Source organism: Pseudoalteromonas fuliginea, assembly GCF_000690055.1.
Taxonomy (GTDB): Bacteria; Pseudomonadota; Gammaproteobacteria; order Enterobacterales; family Alteromonadaceae; genus Pseudoalteromonas; species Pseudoalteromonas fuliginea.
This window is the reverse complement of record NZ_JJNZ01000001.1, coordinates 1-23,681: the sequence shown is the minus strand read 5'-3', so window position 1 is coordinate 23,681 and position 23,681 is coordinate 1. Positions and strand designations below refer to the sequence as shown.

Sequence of the window (23,681 nt, the reverse complement as noted above, 5' to 3'; positions counted from 1 at the left end):
TACTTACCCTCGACAAAATTCAAAAATATGGCTAGACAACGCGTCTGAGCTTTGAAATAGCTCTGGCTTTATGCTATTCGGTACAACCGCAATATCGTAAATTTGCTTTACTTCACCCGAAAAAGTTAAATTACCAATCACCTCACCTGTATTTACATTCACTAACCATATTGCGCACACACTTTTCCCATCCAATAATCTTGGGTTTGCTTTAAAGCGAATATGCTCTTCTGACTTACGTAATGTACTCGTACCGACAAGCATCAAGTCACCAAAAAACGTCATCCCTCTTGTAAAGCCTTGCAACTCACATAAAACTCGACTAGTACCTAATTTTGGATCGTAGACATGAATATCGCCATCTCCAGATGCACAATAATACACTTTACCTGCGTGGCACCTTGGCGAATGCGGCATTGAGATACCTGATTTGATGACCTTATTTTCAACGACATCAATAAGTACCCCTTTCTCTCCTAGTTCTTCACGCCAGCCCTCCGCTGTATCGGATTCACTAAAGGCCGTAGCATAACGAGGCACACCATCTAACAACGCCATACCATTTAAATGGCATCTATTTTCTGGTTTCAGATCTGAAATAAACGACGGCACCCAAGCAGCGATAAAACTATGGTCAGGGCTTAACTTACTTAAACAAGAGAACATCGAGTTAACTACCCACAAGCCATCATTACCCCAACAAATATCATGGATGTTAATCATACCGGTTGATAACGTCGCTCTTTCAATAAACAAACTGTCGGCTGCCTTTACACTTTGGACTTGTTCATCCCACTCTTCACGAAATTTGGCTATATCTCGCAGTTCATTATCTTGTAATTTTTTTGGTAACTCTTCATAACTATCAAGGTCGCCATTAATGACATCTGCATAACCATTTGGTGTTCTTTGAAAGTCGATTACTTGATTTAGTGTTCCAAGCGTGATCCTATTTTCGTCAGCATAAAGCCCCATAGGTCTTGGAAATGCTTTTAATTTTGTTTCTAGATTGCCATTATTAGAGCGCACTAAAATGACACGTTGTGATTGATAACTTGTCACAATCAACGATATCCCCAACTGAGCCAATATTTTGGGGAAATTGTCACTATGCGTGCTGCTAAAATCTAACTGTTCCGTTTCAGAACTCATTAATCTCACTACCTTCTAATCTAGCCAAAATTACACTCTTTATATTATTTTTTCTTAATTTTATGAGCTGCATAAATATTTTCAACCATTGTTAATTTTGTTAACGGGTGTTCAACTCCGCATGCTTTTAGCTGTGCCACGATACCTGAAACAATAGCGGCAGATGACGAGGTCCCGCCGAAATTTGCATACCCGTTCCGTGACGTTGATGCAACTGAAGAAGGAGCATAATAATCAACACATTGTCCATAATTAGAAAACGGTGCAATCCCTCCATTTTTATTTATTGACCCTACCACAACCACTGAACCTAATGCAGACAACTGATTAATTTCACAGGCTTCTTTACCAGAATTTCCCGCAGAAACAACAATAATAGGTACATTTGATGCTGAAGCTACATCCTCAATAACCAGTGACGTAATACTAGATAAAAACGGTAAAACCCAACTACAATTGATAACATCCGCTTTCATCAACTTAGCGACCTGAAATGCCAATATTAAAGAAGATGACCATGTCGAAACCTGCCTTATAGCAATTATTTCACTGGTCGGTGCAAAGCCGTCAACCCCTACATTATCTTGCTTTGCCGCGATAACTCCAACAACGCGTGTACCATGGTAATCAATTGGATTTTTAGCACTGGCTGCTAATGTTTGTTTATCAGGGTCATATTCGAACAATACTGTTAAATCATCAAACTCTGGGTGAGTAAAGTCAAAGCCATCATCAATAATTGCAACCCGAACGGTATTCTTTGGTTTATCGCACAAAGGGGCATTTTGTGGTGTAAGTGTATTGCTAGTCGGTACTCTTGTACCTGAAGTGATTAACTTTGTAACAGGTGCGATATCAGGTTCGATTTCTAACACATCTTGATGTTTGCTTAACGCTAAATAAACATCAAAAAAATATTCGGTTCTAGGTGTTACCCAATAAACCAATCTATTTCCTATACTAGCGATTACTTGAACTTGTTTTATTTCATCATGTAGCTGTGAAATTTCATCTACTGATAGCAAAGAGAGTATTATTATTTTTTTGTTAAATGCGTACTTTATACCTCTATCATCAATCAAAAAATCACTGTCATACTTGGCAAATACAACACTACCTTTAGAGCTTTTAAATTGCAGCTTGTCTAAATTCGCCTGAGCAGATACATCTTTTGCAAATAAGCACACAGCTATAATTAAACAACTGAAAACAATATGCCAATTAAGGTATTTCAACATAAGTAAATTACAACCAACAGAGCTCTTTCAAACAACATATAACTTATTCCCTGCACAAACATAATCGTTTTTTCATCATATGTAGAATACAGATTGCAAACTAAAACCTGTATTCTCATACATCAATTTCTTGGTGGATAAATCCCGTCCAGCGCAATACAAAAGTTTAGCGCTAAGCTAGGTTGCATATTCTCATGTGGCTGCCCAGCACCAGCGGTAGCAAAACTTGAGTCATCCATTAAGCCTATATCACTATCAAGGGGTGCGGTATATCTCAGTGTGCCGCCTGTTGCCCCAGTGTCAATTGACAGCTTATTGTTAGTTGGCTCTGCGGTGTCACCTGACTGACGTACTCCTGAAATACTGTGTGTGTGCTCAGGTAGCTGAGATGCGACCAATGTCTCTTGAGTTGACCCGCCAAAATAAGAGAATGGACGCAAAGATAGGCCAGGGGCTTGCCCTGCATGCATAGGTGCACGGCCTGCTAAATCGGGAAGGCCAAATGTTGCTCTACCATCACCTCCAAAATTAGTCCCTAATAAACTAAAGACTGCTGACATCTGTCCAATGCTTACAATTTGGCCATTACAAATTGACCAATATCGAGGACTGAACGTTGTGCCAAAAATACGAATTTCTCCAATAAATGAGTCTGCCATCTCTTATTCTCCTCTAGTTTCTTGATGGAAAAATGCCTTGGAGGCAAATAACAAAGTGAATGGCCAGATAAGGCATCATATTATTATGCGACGCATTACCTCCGGCAGTTCTAACAGCTGACTCGCTCATTTTTTGTACTTCACCTGTTACTGCTCCATTTAAGTACGCCAATTCACCTTGAGGGCTTTTTGCAAGCACATTACTAATCGCAGTAGATGCGTTTGCACTGTTCTTGCTTGCCTGTAAGCTATGAGTATGCGAAGGGATTTGACTCGTTTGTAAGGTAACGTCCTCTACACCCACTTTAGCTGTGAGTGGATAGTTTTGTAAGCCCGGCCCTTGACCAAAATGAACGGGGATACGCCCTCTCATATCAGGTAGCGCAAACGATGAGCGTCCATCTCCCCCGTATTGCGCACCTATAAGCGCAAACAAAGGCTGGTTTTGATTTACCGCCATAATGGTGCCATTACACATTGCCCATTTCCGCGGTGCAAAGGTCGTGGCCATCATTTTTATTTCACCAATAAATGATTCAGACATGCTTTCTCCTTATTAATTTCTTGCTGGGAAAATACCGTCAAGCGCAATACAAAAATTCAGTGCTAACAAAGGCTGAATATTAGTGTGCGACTGACCACCACCCGCGCTAGAAACAACGTCTTGCGCCAGCCCAGTCAGATTTACCGCTGAGTTATACGTAAATGGTTCAGTAGCAGTACCTTTGAGATCTTTAGAACTTGCAAACACTCTATCTGTAAAAGCTGGGATACTTACTGCCTCGGTACTGGTCGCTTGCACACTGTGAGAATGGCCAGCCATTTCAGCGACACTGATCGTGACATTTTCCACGCCATACTGATCACCTGCCGTGAATAGTCTACTTGGCTCACTTTTCATAATTCCTTGCCCGATTGGCGTTCGCCCTCGTAGGTCCGGTAATTTAAAATTACTCACCCCATTACCACCAAACTGGGTGCCTAGTAATGCAAATAAAGCGGCATTTTGGGTAGCCTGTATCTCTTGCCCATTGCAAAATGCCCAATTTTCAGGCGCAAAATTAAACGCAAAAGGCCGTATTTCTGACGTAAACGGATCAGCCATATAAATCTCCTTACTCACTTTTTTAAACGGATAATTTACTTAATTAATTGACTTAACACGCCAACTATCTCTTTTGAGCAATGTGTATCTCATACTCAGTTTCACTATTTGGCGATAAAAACAATTCAGCTTCACCAAAGGCCTCATTCTCGAGCTTATAGGTACCTTGGCTTAGAGGCTCATTGGCCTTGCCGTTTAACAACACACTAAATGCATTCCATTCGTCACCATCAAGTTTTGATTTTGTAACCGATGAAACTTCTAACTCTACTTCACCATTTTGGCCTACAACTTTGACAACTGACCCTTGTGCACTTTCAACATTTTCAAACGTAAATTTTTCCATATTAAACCCCTATGCTTACTTTTACTTAGTTACACACCGCTCATTAATTTCACTGGGTGCGGGTACCACGCCATAAACTCATATGGCGGGCTAATTGATTCAACTTGAAACCCTAAACGCGCATACAACTGCTTAGCAGCAAAATTACGCTGCTCAACGGTCAATGTTAAAGGTGCACCAGATTGTAGTGCAGCACTTTGAAACGATTGGATTATCGCTGAGCCAAAACCATGCCCTCTCGCACTTGGTAAAAAGCCAATATCGACGATTCGAATTTCATTTGGGCCAAAATCAATTGTTGCTTTACCTATCGCCTCATGATGCTTTTCTATAATGAAGTACATTGCATTGGGGAACTTATCTCCATACCCTTGGGTTTGTGCTTTAAACTGCATTTCTACAATTGACTCTACAAAATCTTTCTCACCGTCAATTAACTGTAAATCTTGTCGCATTGAACTATGCAGTTTTTCTAAAAATGGTTTATCTGCTGCATTTGACGGTCTTATGTTTAGGCCTTTTGGGATATTAAGCTTCATCATCTATTTATCTCCTTAGCTTGATTTGTACAGCAATATTCTTTGTTTTTAGATTCTATGATTAAACTCAATAGCCACTCATTGACATTGCAATCTATTACAAGGTTGATTCTTGGTGTATCGCCGTTATTTACTACAGAATGTTCTGCATCGGCATTTATATACCAACAGCTGTTCTGACTCATTGGAACTTCTAAACAATCTACTAAAAACTCAACATGTTCGGATGCCTCTAGAGAAATGTGAATACGTGCTTGAGCAGATAGGTCAATACTCAATCCAAGGTCTCGATGGGGTTTAATCAAAGAGTTAGGGGAAAGACGCATAAGCCGTGCAGATAAAATATCACATTTAAATTGTGACAATAATTCACGAACATAAGGTAAATATTGAAGGTGGTCGCCATCGATAAAATCTGAGCTAGGTTCAATTGCGAAAGATTGCAGAATCACATGTTTATCAGCGTGCTCTACAGGGACTCTTAAAGGCAATACATCCCAACTGCCCTGATAACATTGAGTGTTAACATGTTCAACCCATTCCAATTTTTTTGCTACAACTAAATCGTCTGCCATATTTTTTATATTATAAAATATATCAAGCTGGGCAAACAAAATGACTGGAGAGGTTATATTTTCATCGGCATTAACAACTTCAGAAATAAATATGTCATCATTCATTATTTATTTCTTCCCAAACAAAGAGAATGAACAAGTATTTAATCTTAAAAAAAGTGTGTACAGGGTGGGTATGAAATCGATTTCTGTATTTATATTGTTGCCGTATGTTGATCTATTTTCACTTGCTATAACGGCTCTAGCACATGACTCTAATTGCATTTTAAATAAAGGCTTTAAATGATTGATTTTTGGTTTTGTACGCCGTGAGCACGGCGTAAGCTGTAGACTATGTTTTTTCATACTTAAACATTCCTTTGAGCTTTTATTACAATATAAAATTATGTCATTAATTAACACTAGATTCAGACAACATAATAGTCCATAAGGTATAGAACGCAACTTTTATGGCTATATTTCTTTAAAAATCAATGCCTTGCGGTAAAAACCTAAAGCCAATCAATTTATTTTTAACAAACTACCTATAAGTTTGGCACAAGTTAAAGATAAAAAATATTACACTCTATTACACTGCATTATTTATTACTCATAGCGAGTCTTTAGCTACTTATTTTTAATGGCGTCATGTTTATATATTGTACAATACGAGGCCTACTTCCCTTATTTGGACAGCTACCGTGAGGTAATGTATTTCGCCAAACAATTAAGCTACCTGCTTTTGCCGCTAATGGAGTGCTGTTGCATTTATCGAAATTAAAAGAGTGTGGATTAGTATTTTTAGGTAGGTTAGCTAGCCAGTCATCTATTTTTTTATGAAAGCCAGGTACACAACTAAACGCACCTTGCTCAGCGGCAACGTCAGTAAGGTACAGTAACCCTTGCGTTGCAAAGGTGAGTGGTTTATTAAAGTCTATATCCCAGTGAAGATTTGGCCCAGGAAACTGCCAACTTTCTGTCTGCGGTGGATTAAAACTAACCCTATCAGTGCTTACTATTAAGTTTTTTCTCCCCCAAAGTTGCTCAAAAACATCTCGAACTTGAGGAAGAGAACGTATAACTTGCATGGTTATATCATTAAATATTTGTACCATAACCCCCTGTTTAAGCGCATGACAGCTATACCATGAAGCGGGGTTGTTTTTATCCATTTTCAAACGTTCATAAAGCATATTACAAACGTCTTCACATAATTTTTTTGACACCAACTCTGGAATAATAACATAACCATTATCATCCCAGCTTTGCCAATGCACTGGCGTTAAAATATAGTGACGAGGCGTCTCTACTAATACTGTTTCATTTTTTATGTCTGTTTTCTCAAAAAATGAAACAATGTTTTTATTAAGCTGATTTATTTTTGCGTTTGAAATAGCTCTACCATGCGTTTTTTTTACCCAACTTTCAAATTCGAAAAAACTATCACTCGCAAAAATAGACTCTATAGTCGGTGTGAGCCCTAAGCCTAAAGTGTCCATAATCATGACATCAAGCGACCATTCATCTTCTATTATTTTTTTATCCGCACAGCCTTTTTTTTGTAACTGTACTTTGTGCCACATTCGCTTTAATTGAAATAGACCTAAGCGCCCAGTTTCTTTATAACAAGGAAGTGTACTCTGCGTTATTGTGTGCGGAGGTGGCACTTTTACTATCAACTCATTTTGCATAATAACTCCTTTTCCTTACCTGATTTTAGGCAAGTAAAACTCCTTAAATTGATTTATTAACACAATCTAAACTTTATTAGAATAGAGTGCTATATTATTGCGAGCAACGATTTTTTTAGCTAAATACAGGGAGCGATATGGATACTGAGTTACTGAACAGATACCGTAATGCGGTTACACATTTGCTAAATGAGCCAGCCGATGCGGGGTTGATGAAGCCTTTTATCAACGATTTAAAAAATTACTTAGGGAATATTACGTCTATTTCAACTGACTTAGATATGAATGACTGGAATGATGAAAATACGTCCCAAGGCGTTGCAATTTCTCCTGTACAAGCAGCTAAATGCACTGAAGAGACTCTTCGCACACAAATATTTATGCAAGGTATTAAGCTCGCCATTGAAGAACGTTTAAAGGCAAAGACTGATGATATTCATATTCTTTATGCTGGTACGGGGCCTTATGGCACGTTACTTATTCCTTACTTAAGTCTTGCCACAAACTCACGTATAAAAGTCACACTCATTGACATTCACCCAGAAAACATCAGTGCAATTAAAAAGCTAGTAAAGCACTTTTCAATCACCCAAAACATTGTTGCAATTACATGTGATGACGCAACTTGTTGGCAAGCGCCCCCCTCTCAGCAATTTGACATCATTATTTCAGAAACTATGACAGCGCTATTAAAGCGAGAGCCTCAAGTGTTCATTTTCTCTCATTTATGCCAATACTTGCATAATACTGGCACCTTAATCCCACAAAATGTTTCTTTAAAGGCATGGCTAACACCTTTTAAATCTTTAATGTCTATAGAAGGGAGTATTACCACTAACATACTCCTAAAAGAGTTTTATTGCTTAAACATCGACGAAGCAAGGCGTTTAAATGCAGGGGATACATCCACCTTTAAAGGCAGTATGCTGATCCCAAATGGCGTTGATACTAATTACAGACTCAAGCTAACAACCGACATTCAAGTATACAAACACCATAAACTAACGGAAAATCAATGTAGTTTAAATATACCGCTTATTTTTTTACCTCATGATGCGCAGCTTCGTGGTGGTGAAGCTATTCATTATGAATACATAACACCTAACAGTGCAGACTTTATATTTACATTCCCAATAAAAAGTATCATTAAGACGGTAACTGAATTGGCAAGATTTACAGATCTCAATAACTTGGGATTGCCTGGTGTAAAGCGTATGTTTGAGCGTGCACAAGCAACTAAATCCGGTCACTCATTTAGTATTACCGACGATGAATGGGCATTATGGACAGAGCTATTAGATTCATTAACGCTGCCATACCATGAAACAACTGCAGCACTTTATCAAAGCCAAAGTATTGAAGAATTTGAACATTGGCTAGTCACTAACAGTAATCTCAAATCATTATGACTATTAGCACTGAACACAATACAGATAAGCAGTTAACTGAGGTTGAAAATATTTTAGCCTTTCTTACTGATATAGGTATAAACCACCGGTATGAAACGTTACACGAAAAGACTTTTTTACCCGGCCTTAAAATAGAACAAGGCACTTTATTACTTGATTTAGAAAAACTGTTATACCCAGGTGATATTCTTCATGAAGCAGGTCATATTGCAGTTACTTCAGAAGCGACAAGAACTTGTTTAACAGGGGATATGAAAAACCATGATCATCAAGCGGCCGAAGAAATGACTGCAATAGCTTGGTCGTGGGCAGCAGCTTGCTATTTAAATATCGCCCCGGATATTTTATTTCATGAACAGGGTTATAAAGGGGCATCTGATAACTTAATCGAGGCCTTTACCAACAGCACTGGTTTTGGTTACCCTCTTTTATATTCATGGTTTATGTGTGAACAGCCCAATCACCCAAACGGTTATCCAAACATGTTAAGGTGGCTAAGAAATGACGCTTATACACAAGCTCAGCTAAAATAGTCGCAGTAGATTTTATAAGGAATATGAGTGCTTAATAACAGCCTTACGCCAAAGCAGCTAACTATGTTGTGCAACGATTTAGCACAACTTAGATTAATTGCCGATTTAACACTTGCGCCTAAAATGCCTTATTTTGCCAATAAACCCTACCCAATAGGGCGTTGTAGAGAAATTCGCGATGAAGTGTTTTCATTATTGCAAACACAACTACCACAAACAGATAAACCGGGTCTGTGCTTATTAAAAAAGCGTATTAACCAAGGTACCGATTTAAAAAAAGCATGGGGGTCATTACGAGATGAATACTTTCAAAACGCACTCATATTCGGGCCATGGTATATCGATGTTGCCAATGACACCGTTAATGCAAATAAGCCAAGAGTCGAAATTTTACCTTTGGCAACATCCAAATTTACAACAATTGAAAGTTTTACTCAGTTTATAAAAATAGCCCGTCCATACTGGCAAGTCGAAATATACAAAAATGATGTGTGCCCAGCTCTAGCACCTTATATGCCATTGCTTTGCGTAGGTAATAATGGATCTAGTTGGTTGGCGGCTGCTAACGATGACATGCTGAATGTAGCAATTAATAGTAATTTTGAAGAATCGAAACTCATTTTAAATTCTTTACCAAGCGCCCCCGATTCAATTACAAAGCGTTGGAAAGAAGTTCTATTACAATTCACTCATGAATATTACTTAACAGCCAAAGGGGATCCCACAGAGTTTTGCCTTCTTTATGGTAACAATACAACTAAACCAGATCTCGCTCAACGTGATGCCGCTGTCATTGCCTATTCGTCTTTACCTAAGTCAGTTTAGCCTATTAAGTGGTTTACTTTAGGTAAGCAAGCCTTGTTGGTAACAAGGCAAAGATTCATTATTTAGTTGCTCTTTGTCAGAAGTTTTTAACGCCGTTAACGCCAGATTTAATACCACACATTGATTAAGTATTATTGCGGGTTGGTATAATATCTCATAGGCTGATTTTTGTATTTAGAAGGTTTATCTCTGTATCAGTATAAATAACTTCCAATACTTCAGTGTATTAATGCTAAAAAAAATGAAGACAATCGATATTTCGTATCACAAAACTAATAAAATAATGCTATGGTATGTGTACCGAGTATGACTTCAAGGAATGGATCATGGACCAAATAAGAGTGCATGAGTATTTAATTAAAAAGCCACTTGTTCAAGTTACAAAACCGTTTGCTCAAGAGGTTGATGTTTATAAAGTGAATCATAAAATGTTTGCTACTCTTGCCGTTGGCAATGATGGTGAAACAAATGACGATGGAGAAATTATTTGGTGGCTTAATTTAAAGTGCGATCCCGATGAAGCACTTTCGTTACGCGATATTTTCCCAGCAGTGATCCCAGGCTATCATATGAATAAACGGTTATGGAATACTGTTATTTTAGATGGTTCGATTCCACAAGGCGAAATAGAACGAATGATCGATAATTCATTTAATTTAGTCGTGGAAAACATGCAAGAAAAAGATCGCAAAACAATAGAGCAGCATTTGTAAACGTCTACTTCTATTAGGGGCTAGCTTTCTAGCCCAATAAACCCACCTAGCGTTGTTAACCTTTCAAGATTAGAATCTTCCAGTCTTGGGCTGTTTAATAGCCTTGATAAATTTGTAACTTAGAATGTTTAACGCTGTTAGCGCCAGGTTTAACCCTCAAATTGATTATGTATTATTGCGCATTGGTATTAGACTTTGAGTGTGTAAATTAAATCATCATAACGCGTACCAGCAATAATATGTGATTGAGGTATAGTATCTGTCTGTGTTAATCCGCATTTGCTCAATACATTTTCTGAGCTTGTATTACCCCGTGTCACCACAGCTTTAAACTGTTTGATACCACATTCTTGCCACGCCCATTCGATTACGGTTCTTAACGACTCAGTTGCGTACCCTTTAGAGAAGTGTTTTGGTAAAAATAAATACCCTAGTTCGGCAGTTATTCCATCATAAGTAAAACCTGTAACACCTATAACCTCCTGTGTTTCATTGTTTATAACAGCAAAGCATAATGGATGGCGAGAATCTGGATCCCAAATAGGTAAGCGCTGCTCAAACCGCTGTCTCACAAATACTTCTTTTGGCATGTCAAAACAATATTCAAGCACGTCGGGTTCACGATGGAGCTGCAAAAAAACAGACCAGTCAGCATCACTCAATTGCCGCATTTTTAATCGTTCTGTAAATAACTGCATAGGCCCTCTACAAATGATTATTAATAAAAAGCACGAAAAACAATCGCAATAACTTATAAATTCTTAAGTAAAAAACCGCTCACTTATAAAGTGAGCGGCTATAAATTATATAAAAACTAAGTAGAACCAATTAGCCTTTATATTTACTCATTACTAAAGTCGCGTTTGTGCCACCAAAGCCAAAGCTATTTGACATAACCGTATTGAGTTCAACATCACGACGTTCAGTAATAATATCTAAACCAGCCGCTTGCTCATCTAGGTCATCAATATTAATTGAAGGCGCTACAAAGCTGTGCTCTAGCATTAATAATGAAAAGATTGCTTCGTGAACACCCGCAGCACCTAGAGCATGGCCTGTCATAGCTTTAGTTGCACTGATCATTGGTGACTTACCGCCAAACACTTCTTGAATTGCACCAAGCTCTTTAACGTCGCCTACAGGTGTAGATGTACCGTGAGTATTTAAGTAATCAATACTGTCTACATCTTGCATAGCTTGGCGCATACAACGTGCTGCACCTTCGCCAGATGGAGCAACCATGTCGTAGCCATCTGATGTTGCACCGTAGCCAACAATTTCAGCGTAAATGTGCGCGCCACGTGCAAGTGCATGTTCAAGTTCTTCAACGACAACAATACCGCCACCGCCAGAAATAACAAAACCATCGCGATTTGCATCATATGTACGAGATGCTTTTTCAGGTGTTTCATTGTATTTAGTAGAAAGTGCGCCCATAGCGTCAAATTCCATTGCCAATGTCCAGTGTAGCTCTTCACCACCACCAGCAAACACAACGTCTTGCTTGCCAAGCTGAATTTGCTCTACCGCGTTACCAATACAATGCGCAGATGTTGCACATGCAGAGCTAATTGAATAGTTAACACCTTTAATTTTAAATGGTGTTGCTAAACAAGCAGATGTAGTGCTCGCCATAGTGCGTGGCACCATATAAGGCCCTACACGTTTTACGCCTTTTTCACGTAAAATATCAGCAGCTTCTACTTGCCATTTAGACGAACCACCGCCAGAGCCAACAATAATACCCGTGCGCTCATTTGATACTTGGTCGTCAGACAAACCTGAGTCTTCAATTGCTTGCGTCATTGAAATATAAGAGTAAGCAGCAGCATCTCCCATAAAGCGCATTGCTTTGCGGTCAACGTGTGCTTTAACGTCAATATCAATTTTACCCGATACGTTACTACGTAACTTATAATCGGCAAATTCTTGATTAAAAGCGATGCCGCTTTTGCCCGTTTTTAACGATTCTAATACTTCTTCTTTGTTGTTACCTATACTTGATACAACACCGATACCTGTAATTACAGCTCTTCTCATGGGTAATTCCCTTAGCTTAATACTTAATTGCATTCTATTTTACGCGAATTTAATCACCTAAGTGGTCAGCTTTCTAGCGTACACTTGTACTCTGAACTGCTAGCTTATAAATAACGCCAGACTATTTCAAAGAAAACCCGTAAAATAATTAAAAAATATATCTATAAAATTAAAAAATCATGATCAAAAATGCACATATACACTTTAATAATTTAGGTACACCTTTCGCTAATGACTTCGGTGATATTTATTTTTCTAATGACGATGGCTTAGCTGAATCGCATTATGTGTATTATGAGCAAAATAATATAGATGCACGATTACAAAATCATGACCAGCCACATTTTGTTATTGCCGAAACCGGCTTTGGTACAGGTTTAAACTTTTTAAATACATGGCAACGCTTTACTGACCACCTTGCACGTCAACAAGTTCAAAATCAATTAGATAATGGTGTTAAACGCTTACACTTTATTTCATTTGAAAAATATCCACTGCACATAGACGATTTAAACAAAGCACTACAGGCATGGCCATCATTAAGCGCCTTTAGTAACAAATTATCTAAACAATACCCAATTAATTTAGAAGGATGCCACAGACTCGAATTTGACAATGGACTTGTTGTTCTCGATTTATACTTTGGTGATGCACTTGAATCAATACAAGCAATGAGCTATCCGCAAACAGGAATTGTTGACGCTTGGTATTTAGATGGTTTTGCGCCAAGTAAAAACCCCGAAATGTGGCAGCAAAGTTTATTTAATTCTATGGTCAATATATCAAGGGCAAGTGCAACCTTATCAACATTTACTTCAGCAGGTTTTGTTCGCCGTGGATTAATTGATGCAGGCTTTAATACTAAAAAAGCCAAAGGCTTTGGCCAAAAAAGAGATATGCTTGTTGGCCAACTAGAGTGCGTAAATGATGCTCAATCAGCTCCTGCATATTTTCATCAAGATAGCAGCGCTTTAAAAAATGTAGCGGTCATTGGCGGCGGTATAGCCAGTAGCTGCATTTTATACAGCTTAGCTAAGCGTGGTATTGCAAGCCAATTATTCTGCCAAGATGAAAAACCAGCTATGGGGGCATCGCACAATGTGCAAGGTGCTATCTACCCTCACCTACAAGCTAAAAATTCACCGCACAGTGAATTGTTCGCACATAGCTTTTTATACGCAAAGCGCCTATATAACAACTTACTTAGCAGTGGTTTTAATTTTGATTACGATTGGTGCGGCGTATTACAACACGCAGTAAAAAAGCCTCTCGCCGATAAACATGAAAACTTAGCACAAAAACAACTGTGGCCAACCCAGCTAATGCACAACGTAACCGCAGAGCAAGGCGACGAAATAGCCGGCGTAGAAACAGGTTATTCGGGCGTGTTTTTTGAGCAAGGCGGCTGGGTTAACCCTCCGCAATTAGTAAACGCCATGTTAAGCGCTGCAAATAGCATAAACCCATTTAAAAGCGTATTTAACTGCAATATAAAACAGCTTAAAAAAACTGACAGCGGTTGGTTTTTATTAACGAATGATGAGCAGTTAGGTCCTTTTAGTGATGTAATTATGTGTGCAGGCGAGCACAGTGATGCATTTGAGCAAACAAAAGCGCTACCAATAGTAGGCGTACGCGGGCAAGTTTCACATATTGAGGCAAGTGAGCAATCACGCAAACTTAAAACAGTGCTATGCCATAAAGGGTATTTTACCCCAGCCTATTTAGATCATCACTGTATGGGTGCAACGTTTGAAAAAAATACTAAAAGCCGTCAAGTTACCGCGCTCGACAACCAATTAAACCAAGAGCAACTACTTAGCTTTTATCAGCAAAGTGAATTTGCCTCAACCCTTGGCAATATTACCTCGGCAAAAGCAGCTGTACGATGCACATTTATAGATCACCTACCAATGGCAGGGCAATGGTGCGAACAAAGTGATTACACTATGGCTTTTGCTAACCTACGTTTAGGTAAACGCTATCAATATGAGCAACTTAATAAGCCACAACAAGGCCTACATATTTTTACCGGCTTTGGCGCCCGCGCTTTATGTAGTGCCCCACTCAGTGCAGAGCACCTTATTAGCTGTTTAAACAATGAGCCTCGCCCGTTAAGCGAGCGTGTTAGCCAAGCTATTCATCCTGCCCGCTTTATAGTTCGTGATTTAATACGTAATAAAATATAAAGGCATTTATGAAAGTATTATCACTGAGGATATTATTTTTAATTTTTGCAATATTTAGCAGCCCTAGCCAAAGCGCCATTACATAATAAAGGAAACAATACCCATCGAACCCTTTTCTATAACTACCAAAAACACAGTGTAAGAATAAGTTTGTACCAACGTGATTATGTGACCAGAAATCAGTATTATTATTGAAAAATAAACGTAAAATAGTCATTTTTATCATGCTCTGTTAAGTATCCAATTTAAACCACGTTATTTTATTTAATATTACTAATTAATCTCAAATTTACCCTTTAAAAATAAACGCCTACCCCAAGGTCTGTTTACACAGCACATTACTTTTCAATTTATTTATACCAACAGCATTAAATTAGTGATTTATTATAACGATGAAAAATAGCTTAATAACAAAGTAAAAATTATGACATAGAGTGATCTGTATAAATAATTTTAACAACGTTAGTAAGTTACTATCTTCGCCAGAATATTCACTTTTTAATAAAATTGGTACTAGTTAAGAAGGAATTAATTATGAGCAAGACCTTAATTATTGGCGCAAGCGGTAAAATTGGTAAAATGACCACTGAGTTATTATTAAAAAATGAACAAAATGTGGTTGCCCTAGTGCGTGATAAAAACAAGCTAAGTGATTTAAAAAGCCCTTTTTTAAGTATTGTAGAGCAAGATCTCGAAGGCGACTTTAGCAACGCGCTAAAAGGCTGCGATCAAGTTATATTTGCTGCAGGTTCGGGCGGTAGTACTGGCGACGACAAAACCGTTTTAATTGATTTATGGGCAGCAACTAAAGCTGCAAACTACGCCCGTGAACATTCAACAAAACACTTCATCATGGTTAGCTCTATTGGTGCAGACGATCCCGACTCAATAGATGGCGACTTAAAACCATACCTTGTAGCTAAGCATATGGCTGATGAGCATTTAATTAACAGTGGCTTAAATTACACAATTATTCGCCCTGCTACATTAACCGACGAAAAAGCATCGTTAGCAGTAACAACCGAACGCCCTAAAGATAGTGACAAAGCTAAAATCAGCCGAGAAAATGTTGCTAATGCATTACTTCATATTGCAACTAACAGCCCAAATAGCAACCGTATTTTTGAACTGTTCGATGGTGACAAACCTATCAAATCCGCTGTTAAATAAACGCCAACAAAACCACAAAATTAGTACAATGTAATACCAATCCCTTAACCAGAACTCTGGTTAAGGGATTTACTAACATATTGAACCATAATAATATTTAAATTTATTTATCTCTAACCAGAGCTTTCAGTGAGAACAAAGTAAATTCAACGCAGTTAGCGCTTAAAATAACTACTTGAGATAGATTTATTGCCCAGAGTTCAAGTTAATTAAATATTACCTCAAGGCCCTGCCAAGCTAGCTGTAATGCCAGTAATGTTAATATGCATTTAAAAATACACTTAAATTTTTCTGTCGGTATACGATGCAGTAATCGAACACCCAACCATGTACCTAATGCACCACTTAAAATCATTGCTCCAACCAAAGGCAGCCATTGCCAAAAGCTAAAACCAACCGCTGCATATACACCCGCTTTAAATAAATGTTGAACCGACATAATGCCAGAAAACGTCGCCGTAAATCGCAGCTTGCTGTAATTGCTCATGTGCAAGCAACTTCCAACGAGTGGCCCACTTGCCCCAACAAACATAGAAATAAACGTGGTAACAAAGCCGGAAAAAAAACGCCACACGACCGAACTGCTTTGTAACGCAGTGGGGATTTTTCCCCACAATAAATAAATTACAAAAAGCCCCGCTATTAATTTCATAGCATCAAGTTGAATATCGACAATAACAAAACTCGATAATATAGCCCCTGCACTCCCTCCAAGCGTAAAATAAATAAACATTTTTTTGTCTATATGCTTAAAAGTGAGTAATAACCGATTTGTGTTCGAACCTAATTGCACAAGCCCATGTACAGGCACAACCAACGTCATTGGCATAAATGATGCCATTACAACAAGCAACATCAACCCGCCGCCAGCACCGAATGCTGCTGAAAAAAATGAAGTGAAGCCCGCTAACACAATAAAAACGCTCGCCAACAGAGGCGAAATAAGATCGGTGGTAAATAAATCCATCTGTAAACCATGCTTTTAATAGAGCCATAATAATGGCGATTAAATATACCAAGGTCTACTGCTATTTTTCATCAGCCTGAACAGCCATTTTACCTGCGTGTAATGTTACTTAATTTTTGCGCTTTATTTGCACATTTAACAAATACCCTATACCCCACTTCATTATTTGGATTAATCACGTGATAAAACTAAAATCAGAGTTTTTAAAGCTTGTTTTCATGAGTGTAACAGCCATTGGGTTATCAGCATGTGGTAGCAATAACGACAAAGACACAACTGAAACAGAAGCGATTATTATTGATAATACTTCACCCAATACAACAACGACTACAGTAATAGAAGTAGACCCTTTTAATTTCGAAGGTGGTGCATTGGTATCAGCTATAACAACTCAATTGTGTACATTAAGTAATGGCGATGAAACGTCATGCTATAAAATTGAGATTGCAGGTGCACCTGCAAATCATGAAATAGGTATTTTTTGCCCAAACACGATTACCTCAAATGCTGATGAAGCGGGTATTTGGTTTGATGGTAATGGCAAGGTATATGACATTACCGGTGATTTTATTTTAAATTTACCCGCATTATATAATGATAGCCACTGGAAACTTTATGACGAAAGCACAGGACAAGTAAATATCACAAATACGTATGCATCATGCGATGGTGCAGCAAGGCCCAATGTAGAAGAACAATACCAAAACCACTGCGTAGAATGTTCAATAGAGTATGTAAATGGTGGTATCTCGCAATCATTTTTAATACCTATAACCCCCGTAACCGCAAACCAAGCAAATAGTGTTGGTAGATCAAATATAGGCATCGCGCTTAATGGAGTTGTGTTAGCTGCTCCAGCCCCTGTAGATGCCATTTTAAGTGCCTATACCATAGCCGCATTTGATGATTGTGCAGGCCACATAAACCTTAATGAAGGCTACCACTATCATGGCGAAGCAGGTTGTAGCCAAACGCAAGCTCAATCAGACGGACATGCTGCAATGGTAGGTTATGCATTTGATGGTTTTGGGATCTTTGCCATGCTAGGGAGCAATAATACAGAACCAACTGATTTAGATGAATGCAGAGGACATTACGACGACACACGCGGCTATCATTACCATGCAGCAAGCGTCTCAGAAAATATGTTTATTGGTTGTTACAAAGGCGAAACCGCACAATAAAAAGGACAACAAAATGAAAATGTTAACTATATCAAAAATGGTTATTGTGACTTTTACATTAGGCAACTCATTTTATGCGTTTAGCCACGCAGGCCATGGTAATACCGCACCTTGGCATGCATGTGAAAACAAAAACCTTAACCAAACGTGCACCGATACAACACATAATCAAAAAGCAACCGGTACTTGCCAAGCAATGAATAATGTACTTGTGTGTGTACGTACTCAACCTCTCGAAAACATAATAGAAAAAGCCACTAAAAGGACGAAAAATGAAGTGACTCCTCAAAGCTCTGCTTATAAGTTAAGTAAACAGGCTACACATTAATATTTTAGCCACTATGACTTTCGAGTTACCCTGAGTTGAATGCAGCCTTGATTATTATGGTACAAAGACCACACATCATTTGGGAAAGCATAAAAATAGCCCGAGGAGCTAATCTGTAACGTCTTCGAGTTTTTTTGATAATGTGAGAGAGCTTCATATTGATGAGGGTGCGGACTACCATCGTTTGTAACCGCCTGCGCTTTACCAGAATCGTTTGCGATACACCCAACAGCAATGAACCATCGCATATGCTCTACCCGTTTAGTTCCCCAAAAATCGGTAGAGCGATTCTGCGTTGCTTGTTTAAATTTACGTTCAGTCATTCCCAAAATAGATGATGCAAATCGAATAATGTCGCCCGCCGTTAATTTTCCATCCTCTGTACCAAGCCAATCACATTCATCTTTACTATCTTGCCACTCGCCTTCAGAGTCAAAAATATACCGCTCACCCTTATTCATGTAAATATATGTTGGAGTCCAATGTTGCTTAGCAAATACATTAACAACCGTCGATTCCCCAACCTCTAATTTTATTGTTGGCCAATATTCAGGATGTTCAATAGGCGATATTTCTTGACGCTTAAATACACTCTCGTGGAAATTTTCATTATTTGCTGTAATCACACAATCCACATTGCGCGGACGAGATCTAAACTTAGCAAATATTCCTTTAAATGAATTATGAAGTACGCCACAAGGATTTGGATTAAGCTGATTTAAAATGTTATCCCGAAAAAACAAACCGCTCTCCTGCGCTTCCTTGATCATCCACTCAAGTGCAATATCTGATAAATCTGTATCATAATACCCGCCACCGACATCGGAATGTACGCCCGGAAACCACATTTCTTTAACGTCTCGATCAACTAAATTTTCACTCCAGCGAGTAACACAAAAACTACTTCGCTTCTCATCCATTGCCATTGCGTGCCTAGCAATACTTATATGTTTTCCCAAACTAGTATCGTGAAAACGCCATGACGCAGGGTTATCCAACAAGTTAAATAGCTCCATGTCATTTGGTATACCCAATGCCCCCACCGTTTCCCATACGCCTATAAAATGAATAGGTAAGCTTTTTTTATTGTTAATATATAAACTCTTAGGGATCCTCTCTAGTTTTGACTTATAGTTTTCAAAATGTCCATGAGTCTTTTCCCACCGCGCTTTGTTATTTTCAAGCTTATTAAAATCAAGTAGCCCAAGCCCTAACAACCCACCTAAACTCCTCGCCGTAAATGCTCCTCGGCTAAACCCAAAAATAAATACTTTGTCGCCTTCGTTGTAGTTACTCGCTAACCAATGATAAGCACTACAAATATGCCTTTTTATACTTTTACCTAAAGCTCCGTCAATTATAGAATCTTTTAGCCCCGTTTCTTCGCCCCCAAGACCTGGGTGGTAGTACAACTTTTGTGTGACCTCTGAATTATCTTTTTTCGCTAGCGCGTGGTAGAGCTTGACGACATTGGTTGGTGCAGGAGCACCATTGTCTTCTTGTTGAGGATTATTCCATGTGCCGTCACAGCAAATTACTAAGTTAGCCATAATTAACTTCCTTGCATCAATTAATGTTTATTATATCAATTCGCTTAATTAAGAGATTATTTTGAGCTAAGAAAATCGTATCGATAATAAGGCAAAAATTTCGTTATTTAGTTGTTATCACTCATTGCTCTGCATCCAGCATCGAGATGTAGTCGTATATCAGAAATTTTTACGCAGTTAACGCCAGATTTAATCGCTCAAATTGATTAAGTATTATTGCGGATTGGTATTACTTATTGTTACTTGAGTTCAAGTATTAAGTGACAAACGTTAATTAGTCAAAAATAAAATCCTAAAAACGAAAATCTGTAGTTCAAAAACACATTGTTAATGATGCTCTAAAATTGGCAGGTATTTTGAAATATTACAGACAATAAAAAGCAGCTGATTTTTATAATTTGCGGGTTGATAGTATCTGTTTTGATATGATAAAACCAAATTGATAGCGTAGGAAGTTTACCCTCGCCCGAAAGCCTCACCAACCACACATCCACAATAAAAACAATAGCTTAGCTTGAAGGTGGAATGTTATTTACTCTTAGTAGCTTATACAGTCTTGTCTAATTTATTGGATTTGGGCATCATATGGACATTTATTTAATTTTAAAATAATGGCTGATTGAGCTATTATCTACTCTCATGTTAAGAGAAACCAACACAGTGAGCATTTTTTATTAACCGGCTTTTGTTACTTGGCTCGCCAAAAAGAAATAAGCTCCCAAAAGCCCATAGCTTTAACATTTATTTGCTCTGCTTCAGCTCCTGCTTTCCTTGCATCTAACGCCTTATTCTTATTTTTTTCTTTTAGATAAATTAACTGACCCTCAAGCTCCCTTACTTTAGTTTGAAGTGCTTCCTTATCTTTCTTTGTCAATTCTAATTTTGAGTTATGTCTATTTACAAGGCAACCATTCTCCTCTCTTAATTCATCATAAGAGGTTTTTAGCTTCTTACAATCATCATTTAGTTTTTTGTAATTTAACCTCAAGTTACTCATTAAACTTTTATGATGCCCTATAGAAATAGGATCTGACAGAATTGATGCAAATACTTCACTACTAAGCCTTTTATGAAGATAGTCATAGTAACTTTTCAAATCTTTTGACGTATAAGTCAACTTTCTACTTCTACTTTGCCCCTTTCCCTCTCTGTAGAAACGCATACTATCCCGCACTTTAACTTCAAGGATAGCTATATTATGGTCTTTAAATTCAACAAGTTTTACTTTTTCACATTGATGGGTTACGGTGACTTCGATAGCTACTTTACCTCCCCATTTTTCGTGATAAGGGTTATCATCACGAGCTTTAAAACGTCCAACAAGGTCTGGATAATAATAGCGACCCTCTCCAAATTGAACCTTTAAATTATTCGATGAAATTTCTTCAAATTCAAATGGATATATTTTATTGCCAATTTTAAAATTTACGACTCCTAACTCTTCAAGAACCTGAATAAACATCTCATGTGAAACAAGTTCACTATCTTTATTGGTTACACCAGCAGAAGTTGCTTTGGACTTGTAAGCAAATGAACCTGGCAACCTAGCAGTCATTTCAACCTTAGAATCAAATATGCTCACGTAAGTTAGATTTTCTTTTTTAAACTCAAGAGGAAAATTGTCACGCTTGTCTAAGACGTCCCATACATAGTGAACCTCAGGCCTACCTGTATGGCTATTTAATATCAAATTCCCTTCTGAACATTTAGCATGAGCTTTAATTTTCATATGTCACCACTGTATTTATTAACAGTATCAGTTTGCCGTAGCATAGAAGTTTATGCAAGTGTACGATTTCGTGTGAATAAGCTTTACACCCTCCCGAAAAATGAGCTAAACAGCATATAAGACCGCCACTATTTACCACGGGAATTACAAATAGACGGCCTAAAATAGACCTCACTTTTGAATAACAAGCTACATTTGAAATTAGAATTTACTTACTGATAAATGTTTTTAGAAGCCAATTTTCGGCCCTAGCCTAATTGCATCTTCCAAATGACTTAGTGCAAAGTGCGCGTAAACCATTGTTTGCTCAATCTTTGCATAACCAAATATTTGTTGTAACAGTAAAATATTCCCTCCGTTCATCATAAAATGACTCGTGAAAGTATGCCTTAAAGCATGGCTACATTGCCCCTTTGGCAAGTTAATATTGGTTTTACTTACTGCGCTGTACAAAGCTGAAATAGCAGCTAAGGCTTAGTTATTACAAACGTTGAACAATCATTAATAATTAAATTATAAGCATAAAAAAACCCGCAAATTTGGATTAACCAATTTGCGGGTTTCTTATGGTTTTCGAATAACGAGTTCAAAAACCTTTATTGGGCTGGGGGGGGGTTGAACCCCCGTCCGAAAAGCCTCAATTATTGCAAGCAACCAACAAAAACAAACACTTGCATTTAAATCAATATATTAAGCTCTTATTCAGTCTTTAAGTATCTTGTGTAATCTTTTATATTTGGGCACAATGTGGACAAATATGAGAGATGTTAGTTTTAGAAGGATCTTACATGATTTCGAAAATGCACAATGTAATAATTTCCTCGATTAAAAGAGATGAAAATAATGGCAATGCTGTTGCCGTGACAAAAGATGAAACAAACATACGAGATATTTCAGACTCAGTTATAGAGAAGCTAACATCTATTTTCAAAGGCTCAGGCATCCTTATAGGCGATTTTTTAACTGACGAAAAGAATGGAAATGAGCCTTTTAGTTTTGAAAAAAGTTTAAATAAATACATCGATGTCAATGATAACTTTTTCATTGAGAAACCTGAATCTTTTGCCCTAAGAGTTTCTAAGCTACTAGCTAAGAAACTTAATTCTGGACAAGGTAAAATAGCAAAAGACGGTTTTCTTGTTACTTATTTGTATTCTGAAATAGATGAAGATGATTTAGATGAAGATGATTTAGATGATTTAGATGATTTAGATGATTTAGATGATTTAGATAAAAAGTTTTATTTATGTTTAATTTTCTTGAATCGAATTTCTGGTACGGATATAGATGAAGATGAATTAACCTTTGAAGATATAGAGAGAGTCAATTTAGACTCTTTAAATTTAGGTGCTAAAATCTCCCTAGATGATTGGCATGAAGGTTTAGATAGAGTCTTATCATTTAAGTTAGGAAAAGGCACTGGTGTTGTTAGAGAGTATTTCAAAGATTTCTTAGGTTGCTCTGAGACTCAAAATCACGTCGTAGAAACAAATGCGCTTAAAGAAGCTATTGAAGCCATATGCAAAGAGCAAAAAATTACTAAAGAGAAAACGGCTGAAATGCTTGAACAAGTCCGTACCTATTGTCTTGATAGAGTTAATAATCATTCAGACCAAAAGGTTAGTCTGCACTCGATATCTAAAATGCTCTTTCCAAATGATAAGAATGAAGATGTTGCAGAGCGTTTTATGGAATTAGCTCTTAAGGATTTTAAATTAGGTGACGAAATAACCATCGACTGTAGTGGTCAACTAATTTTG

Annotated in this window: 23 protein-coding genes and 1 pseudogene; 9 read left to right on the top strand and 15 right to left on the bottom strand. The window is 37.8% G+C overall.

The window, feature by feature from the left end:
• Positions 1–3 precede the first annotated feature (3 nt).
• The 9 genes from DC53_RS20120 to DC53_RS20160 form a co-directional block, all read right to left on the bottom strand.
• Positions 4–1,152 (bottom strand): TIGR03032 family protein, encoded by a 1,149-nt coding sequence (locus DC53_RS20120; RefSeq protein ID WP_081824529.1) that lies wholly within the window; start codon positions 1,150–1,152, stop codon positions 4–6.
• A 44-nt stretch (positions 1,153–1,196) separates the two neighbouring features.
• A complete protein-coding gene (locus tag DC53_RS20125; protein WP_240474578.1) occupies positions 1,197–2,339 on the bottom strand; it encodes a S8 family peptidase in 1,143 nt (380 codons plus the stop codon).
• A gap of 173 nt (positions 2,340–2,512) precedes the next feature.
• Positions 2,513–3,049 (bottom strand): phage tail protein, encoded by a 537-nt coding sequence (locus DC53_RS20130; protein ID WP_007377730.1) that lies wholly within the window; start codon positions 3,047–3,049, stop codon positions 2,513–2,515.
• A gap of 13 nt (positions 3,050–3,062) precedes the next feature.
• Entirely contained in the window at positions 3,063–3,593 is a 531-nt protein-coding gene (locus DC53_RS20135; protein WP_008136337.1) for a phage tail protein, read from the bottom strand.
• 12 nt (positions 3,594–3,605) lie between these two features.
• Positions 3,606–4,154 carry a phage tail protein gene (locus tag DC53_RS20140; protein ID WP_007377728.1) on the bottom strand — a complete coding sequence of 183 codons (549 nt, stop codon included), beginning with the start codon at positions 4,152–4,154 and terminating at the stop codon, positions 3,606–3,608.
• A 64-nt stretch (positions 4,155–4,218) separates the two neighbouring features.
• A complete protein-coding gene (locus tag DC53_RS20145) occupies positions 4,219–4,500 on the bottom strand; it encodes a DUF6916 family protein (protein ID WP_007377727.1) in 282 nt (93 codons plus the stop codon).
• Positions 4,501–4,529: 29 nt separating this feature from the next.
• A complete protein-coding gene (locus DC53_RS20150) occupies positions 4,530–5,042 on the bottom strand; it encodes a GNAT family N-acetyltransferase (protein ID WP_007377726.1) in 513 nt (170 codons plus the stop codon).
• Positions 5,039–5,719: an aspartyl/asparaginyl beta-hydroxylase domain-containing protein gene (locus DC53_RS20155; protein WP_007377725.1), complete on the bottom strand. Its 681-nt coding sequence runs from the start codon at positions 5,717–5,719 to the stop codon at positions 5,039–5,041. The genes DC53_RS20150 and DC53_RS20155 overlap by 4 nt, the downstream gene beginning before the upstream one ends.
• A gap of 497 nt (positions 5,720–6,216) precedes the next feature.
• On the bottom strand, positions 6,217–7,284 hold the full coding sequence (locus tag DC53_RS20160) for a phytanoyl-CoA dioxygenase family protein (protein WP_007377724.1): 1,068 nt from the start codon (positions 7,282–7,284) through the stop codon (positions 6,217–6,219).
• 137 nt (positions 7,285–7,421) lie between these two features.
• Here DC53_RS20160 and DC53_RS20165 point away from each other — a divergent pair, with 137 nt between their 5' ends.
• The 4 genes from DC53_RS20165 to DC53_RS20180 all read left to right on the top strand — a co-directional run bounded on the left by DC53_RS20165 (position 7,422) and on the right by DC53_RS20180 (position 10,764).
• Complete coding sequence (locus tag DC53_RS20165; RefSeq protein ID WP_007377723.1) at positions 7,422–8,693, top strand: SAM-dependent methyltransferase; 1,272 nt, start codon at positions 7,422–7,424, stop codon at positions 8,691–8,693.
• On the top strand, positions 8,690–9,226 hold the full coding sequence (locus DC53_RS20170) for a hypothetical protein (RefSeq protein ID WP_007377722.1): 537 nt from the start codon (positions 8,690–8,692) through the stop codon (positions 9,224–9,226). The genes DC53_RS20165 and DC53_RS20170 overlap by 4 nt, the downstream gene beginning before the upstream one ends.
• Before the next feature lie 27 nt (positions 9,227–9,253).
• Positions 9,254–10,051, top strand: coding sequence for a hypothetical protein (locus tag DC53_RS20175; protein ID WP_081824528.1), 798 nt, complete (start codon positions 9,254–9,256; stop codon positions 10,049–10,051).
• A 326-nt stretch (positions 10,052–10,377) separates the two neighbouring features.
• A complete protein-coding gene (locus tag DC53_RS20180; protein WP_033028242.1) occupies positions 10,378–10,764 on the top strand; it encodes an MmcQ/YjbR family DNA-binding protein in 387 nt (128 codons plus the stop codon).
• 188 nt (positions 10,765–10,952) lie between these two features.
• On the opposite strand, the gene DC53_RS20185 is transcribed toward DC53_RS20180, so the two are convergent.
• Together DC53_RS20185 and fabB are read right to left on the bottom strand one after the other, a co-directional pair.
• The gene (locus DC53_RS20185) at positions 10,953–11,462 is read right to left on the bottom strand and encodes a GNAT family N-acetyltransferase (RefSeq protein ID WP_033028241.1); all 510 of its coding nucleotides are present in this window, start codon (positions 11,460–11,462) and stop codon (positions 10,953–10,955) included.
• Positions 11,463–11,592: 130 nt separating this feature from the next.
• Entirely contained in the window at positions 11,593–12,804 is a 1,212-nt protein-coding gene (gene fabB, locus DC53_RS20190; RefSeq protein ID WP_033028240.1) for a beta-ketoacyl-ACP synthase I, read from the bottom strand.
• A 179-nt stretch (positions 12,805–12,983) separates the two neighbouring features.
• Here fabB and mnmC point away from each other — a divergent pair, with 179 nt between their 5' ends.
• Positions 12,984–14,993, top strand: a complete 2,010-nt coding sequence (gene mnmC, locus DC53_RS20195; protein ID WP_033028239.1) for a bifunctional tRNA (5-methylaminomethyl-2-thiouridine)(34)-methyltransferase MnmC2/FAD-dependent 5-carboxymethylaminomethyl-2-thiouridine(34) oxidoreductase MnmC1 — start codon at positions 12,984–12,986, stop codon at positions 14,991–14,993.
• 534 nt (positions 14,994–15,527) lie between these two features.
• On the top strand, positions 15,528–16,163 hold the full coding sequence (locus tag DC53_RS20200) for an SDR family oxidoreductase (protein ID WP_033028238.1): 636 nt from the start codon (positions 15,528–15,530) through the stop codon (positions 16,161–16,163).
• Between the two features lie 205 nt (positions 16,164–16,368).
• On the opposite strand, the gene DC53_RS20205 is transcribed toward DC53_RS20200, so the two are convergent.
• A complete protein-coding gene (locus DC53_RS20205) occupies positions 16,369–17,130 on the bottom strand; it encodes a sulfite exporter TauE/SafE family protein (RefSeq protein ID WP_033028237.1) in 762 nt (253 codons plus the stop codon).
• 218 nt (positions 17,131–17,348) lie between these two features.
• Here DC53_RS20205 and DC53_RS20210 point away from each other — a divergent pair, with 218 nt between their 5' ends.
• Both DC53_RS20210 and DC53_RS20215 read left to right on the top strand, forming a co-directional pair.
• Positions 17,349–18,314 (top strand): YHYH protein, encoded by a 966-nt coding sequence (locus tag DC53_RS20210; protein WP_033028289.1) that lies wholly within the window; start codon positions 17,349–17,351, stop codon positions 18,312–18,314.
• A 13-nt stretch (positions 18,315–18,327) separates the two neighbouring features.
• On the top strand, positions 18,328–18,642 hold the full coding sequence (locus DC53_RS20215; RefSeq protein ID WP_033028236.1) for a hypothetical protein: 315 nt from the start codon (positions 18,328–18,330) through the stop codon (positions 18,640–18,642).
• Positions 18,643–18,653: 11 nt separating this feature from the next.
• Here DC53_RS20215 and DC53_RS20220 read toward each other — a convergent pair whose 3' ends face one another.
• The 3 genes and pseudogenes from DC53_RS20220 to DC53_RS21550 form a co-directional block, all read right to left on the bottom strand.
• A complete protein-coding gene (locus tag DC53_RS20220; RefSeq protein ID WP_033028235.1) occupies positions 18,654–20,192 on the bottom strand; it encodes a T6SS phospholipase effector Tle1-like catalytic domain-containing protein in 1,539 nt (512 codons plus the stop codon).
• Between the two features lie 688 nt (positions 20,193–20,880).
• Complete coding sequence (locus DC53_RS20225) at positions 20,881–21,921, bottom strand: hypothetical protein (protein WP_033028234.1); 1,041 nt, start codon at positions 21,919–21,921, stop codon at positions 20,881–20,883.
• 228 nt (positions 21,922–22,149) lie between these two features.
• A pseudogene (locus DC53_RS21550) lies at positions 22,150–22,353 on the bottom strand (tyrosine-type recombinase/integrase); the annotation flags it as partial.
• Between the two features lie 356 nt (positions 22,354–22,709).
• Here DC53_RS21550 and DC53_RS20235 point away from each other — a divergent pair.
• On the top strand, positions 22,710–23,681 hold a 972-nt coding region (locus DC53_RS20235), incomplete at its 3' end, for a nucleoid-associated protein (protein ID WP_033028232.1).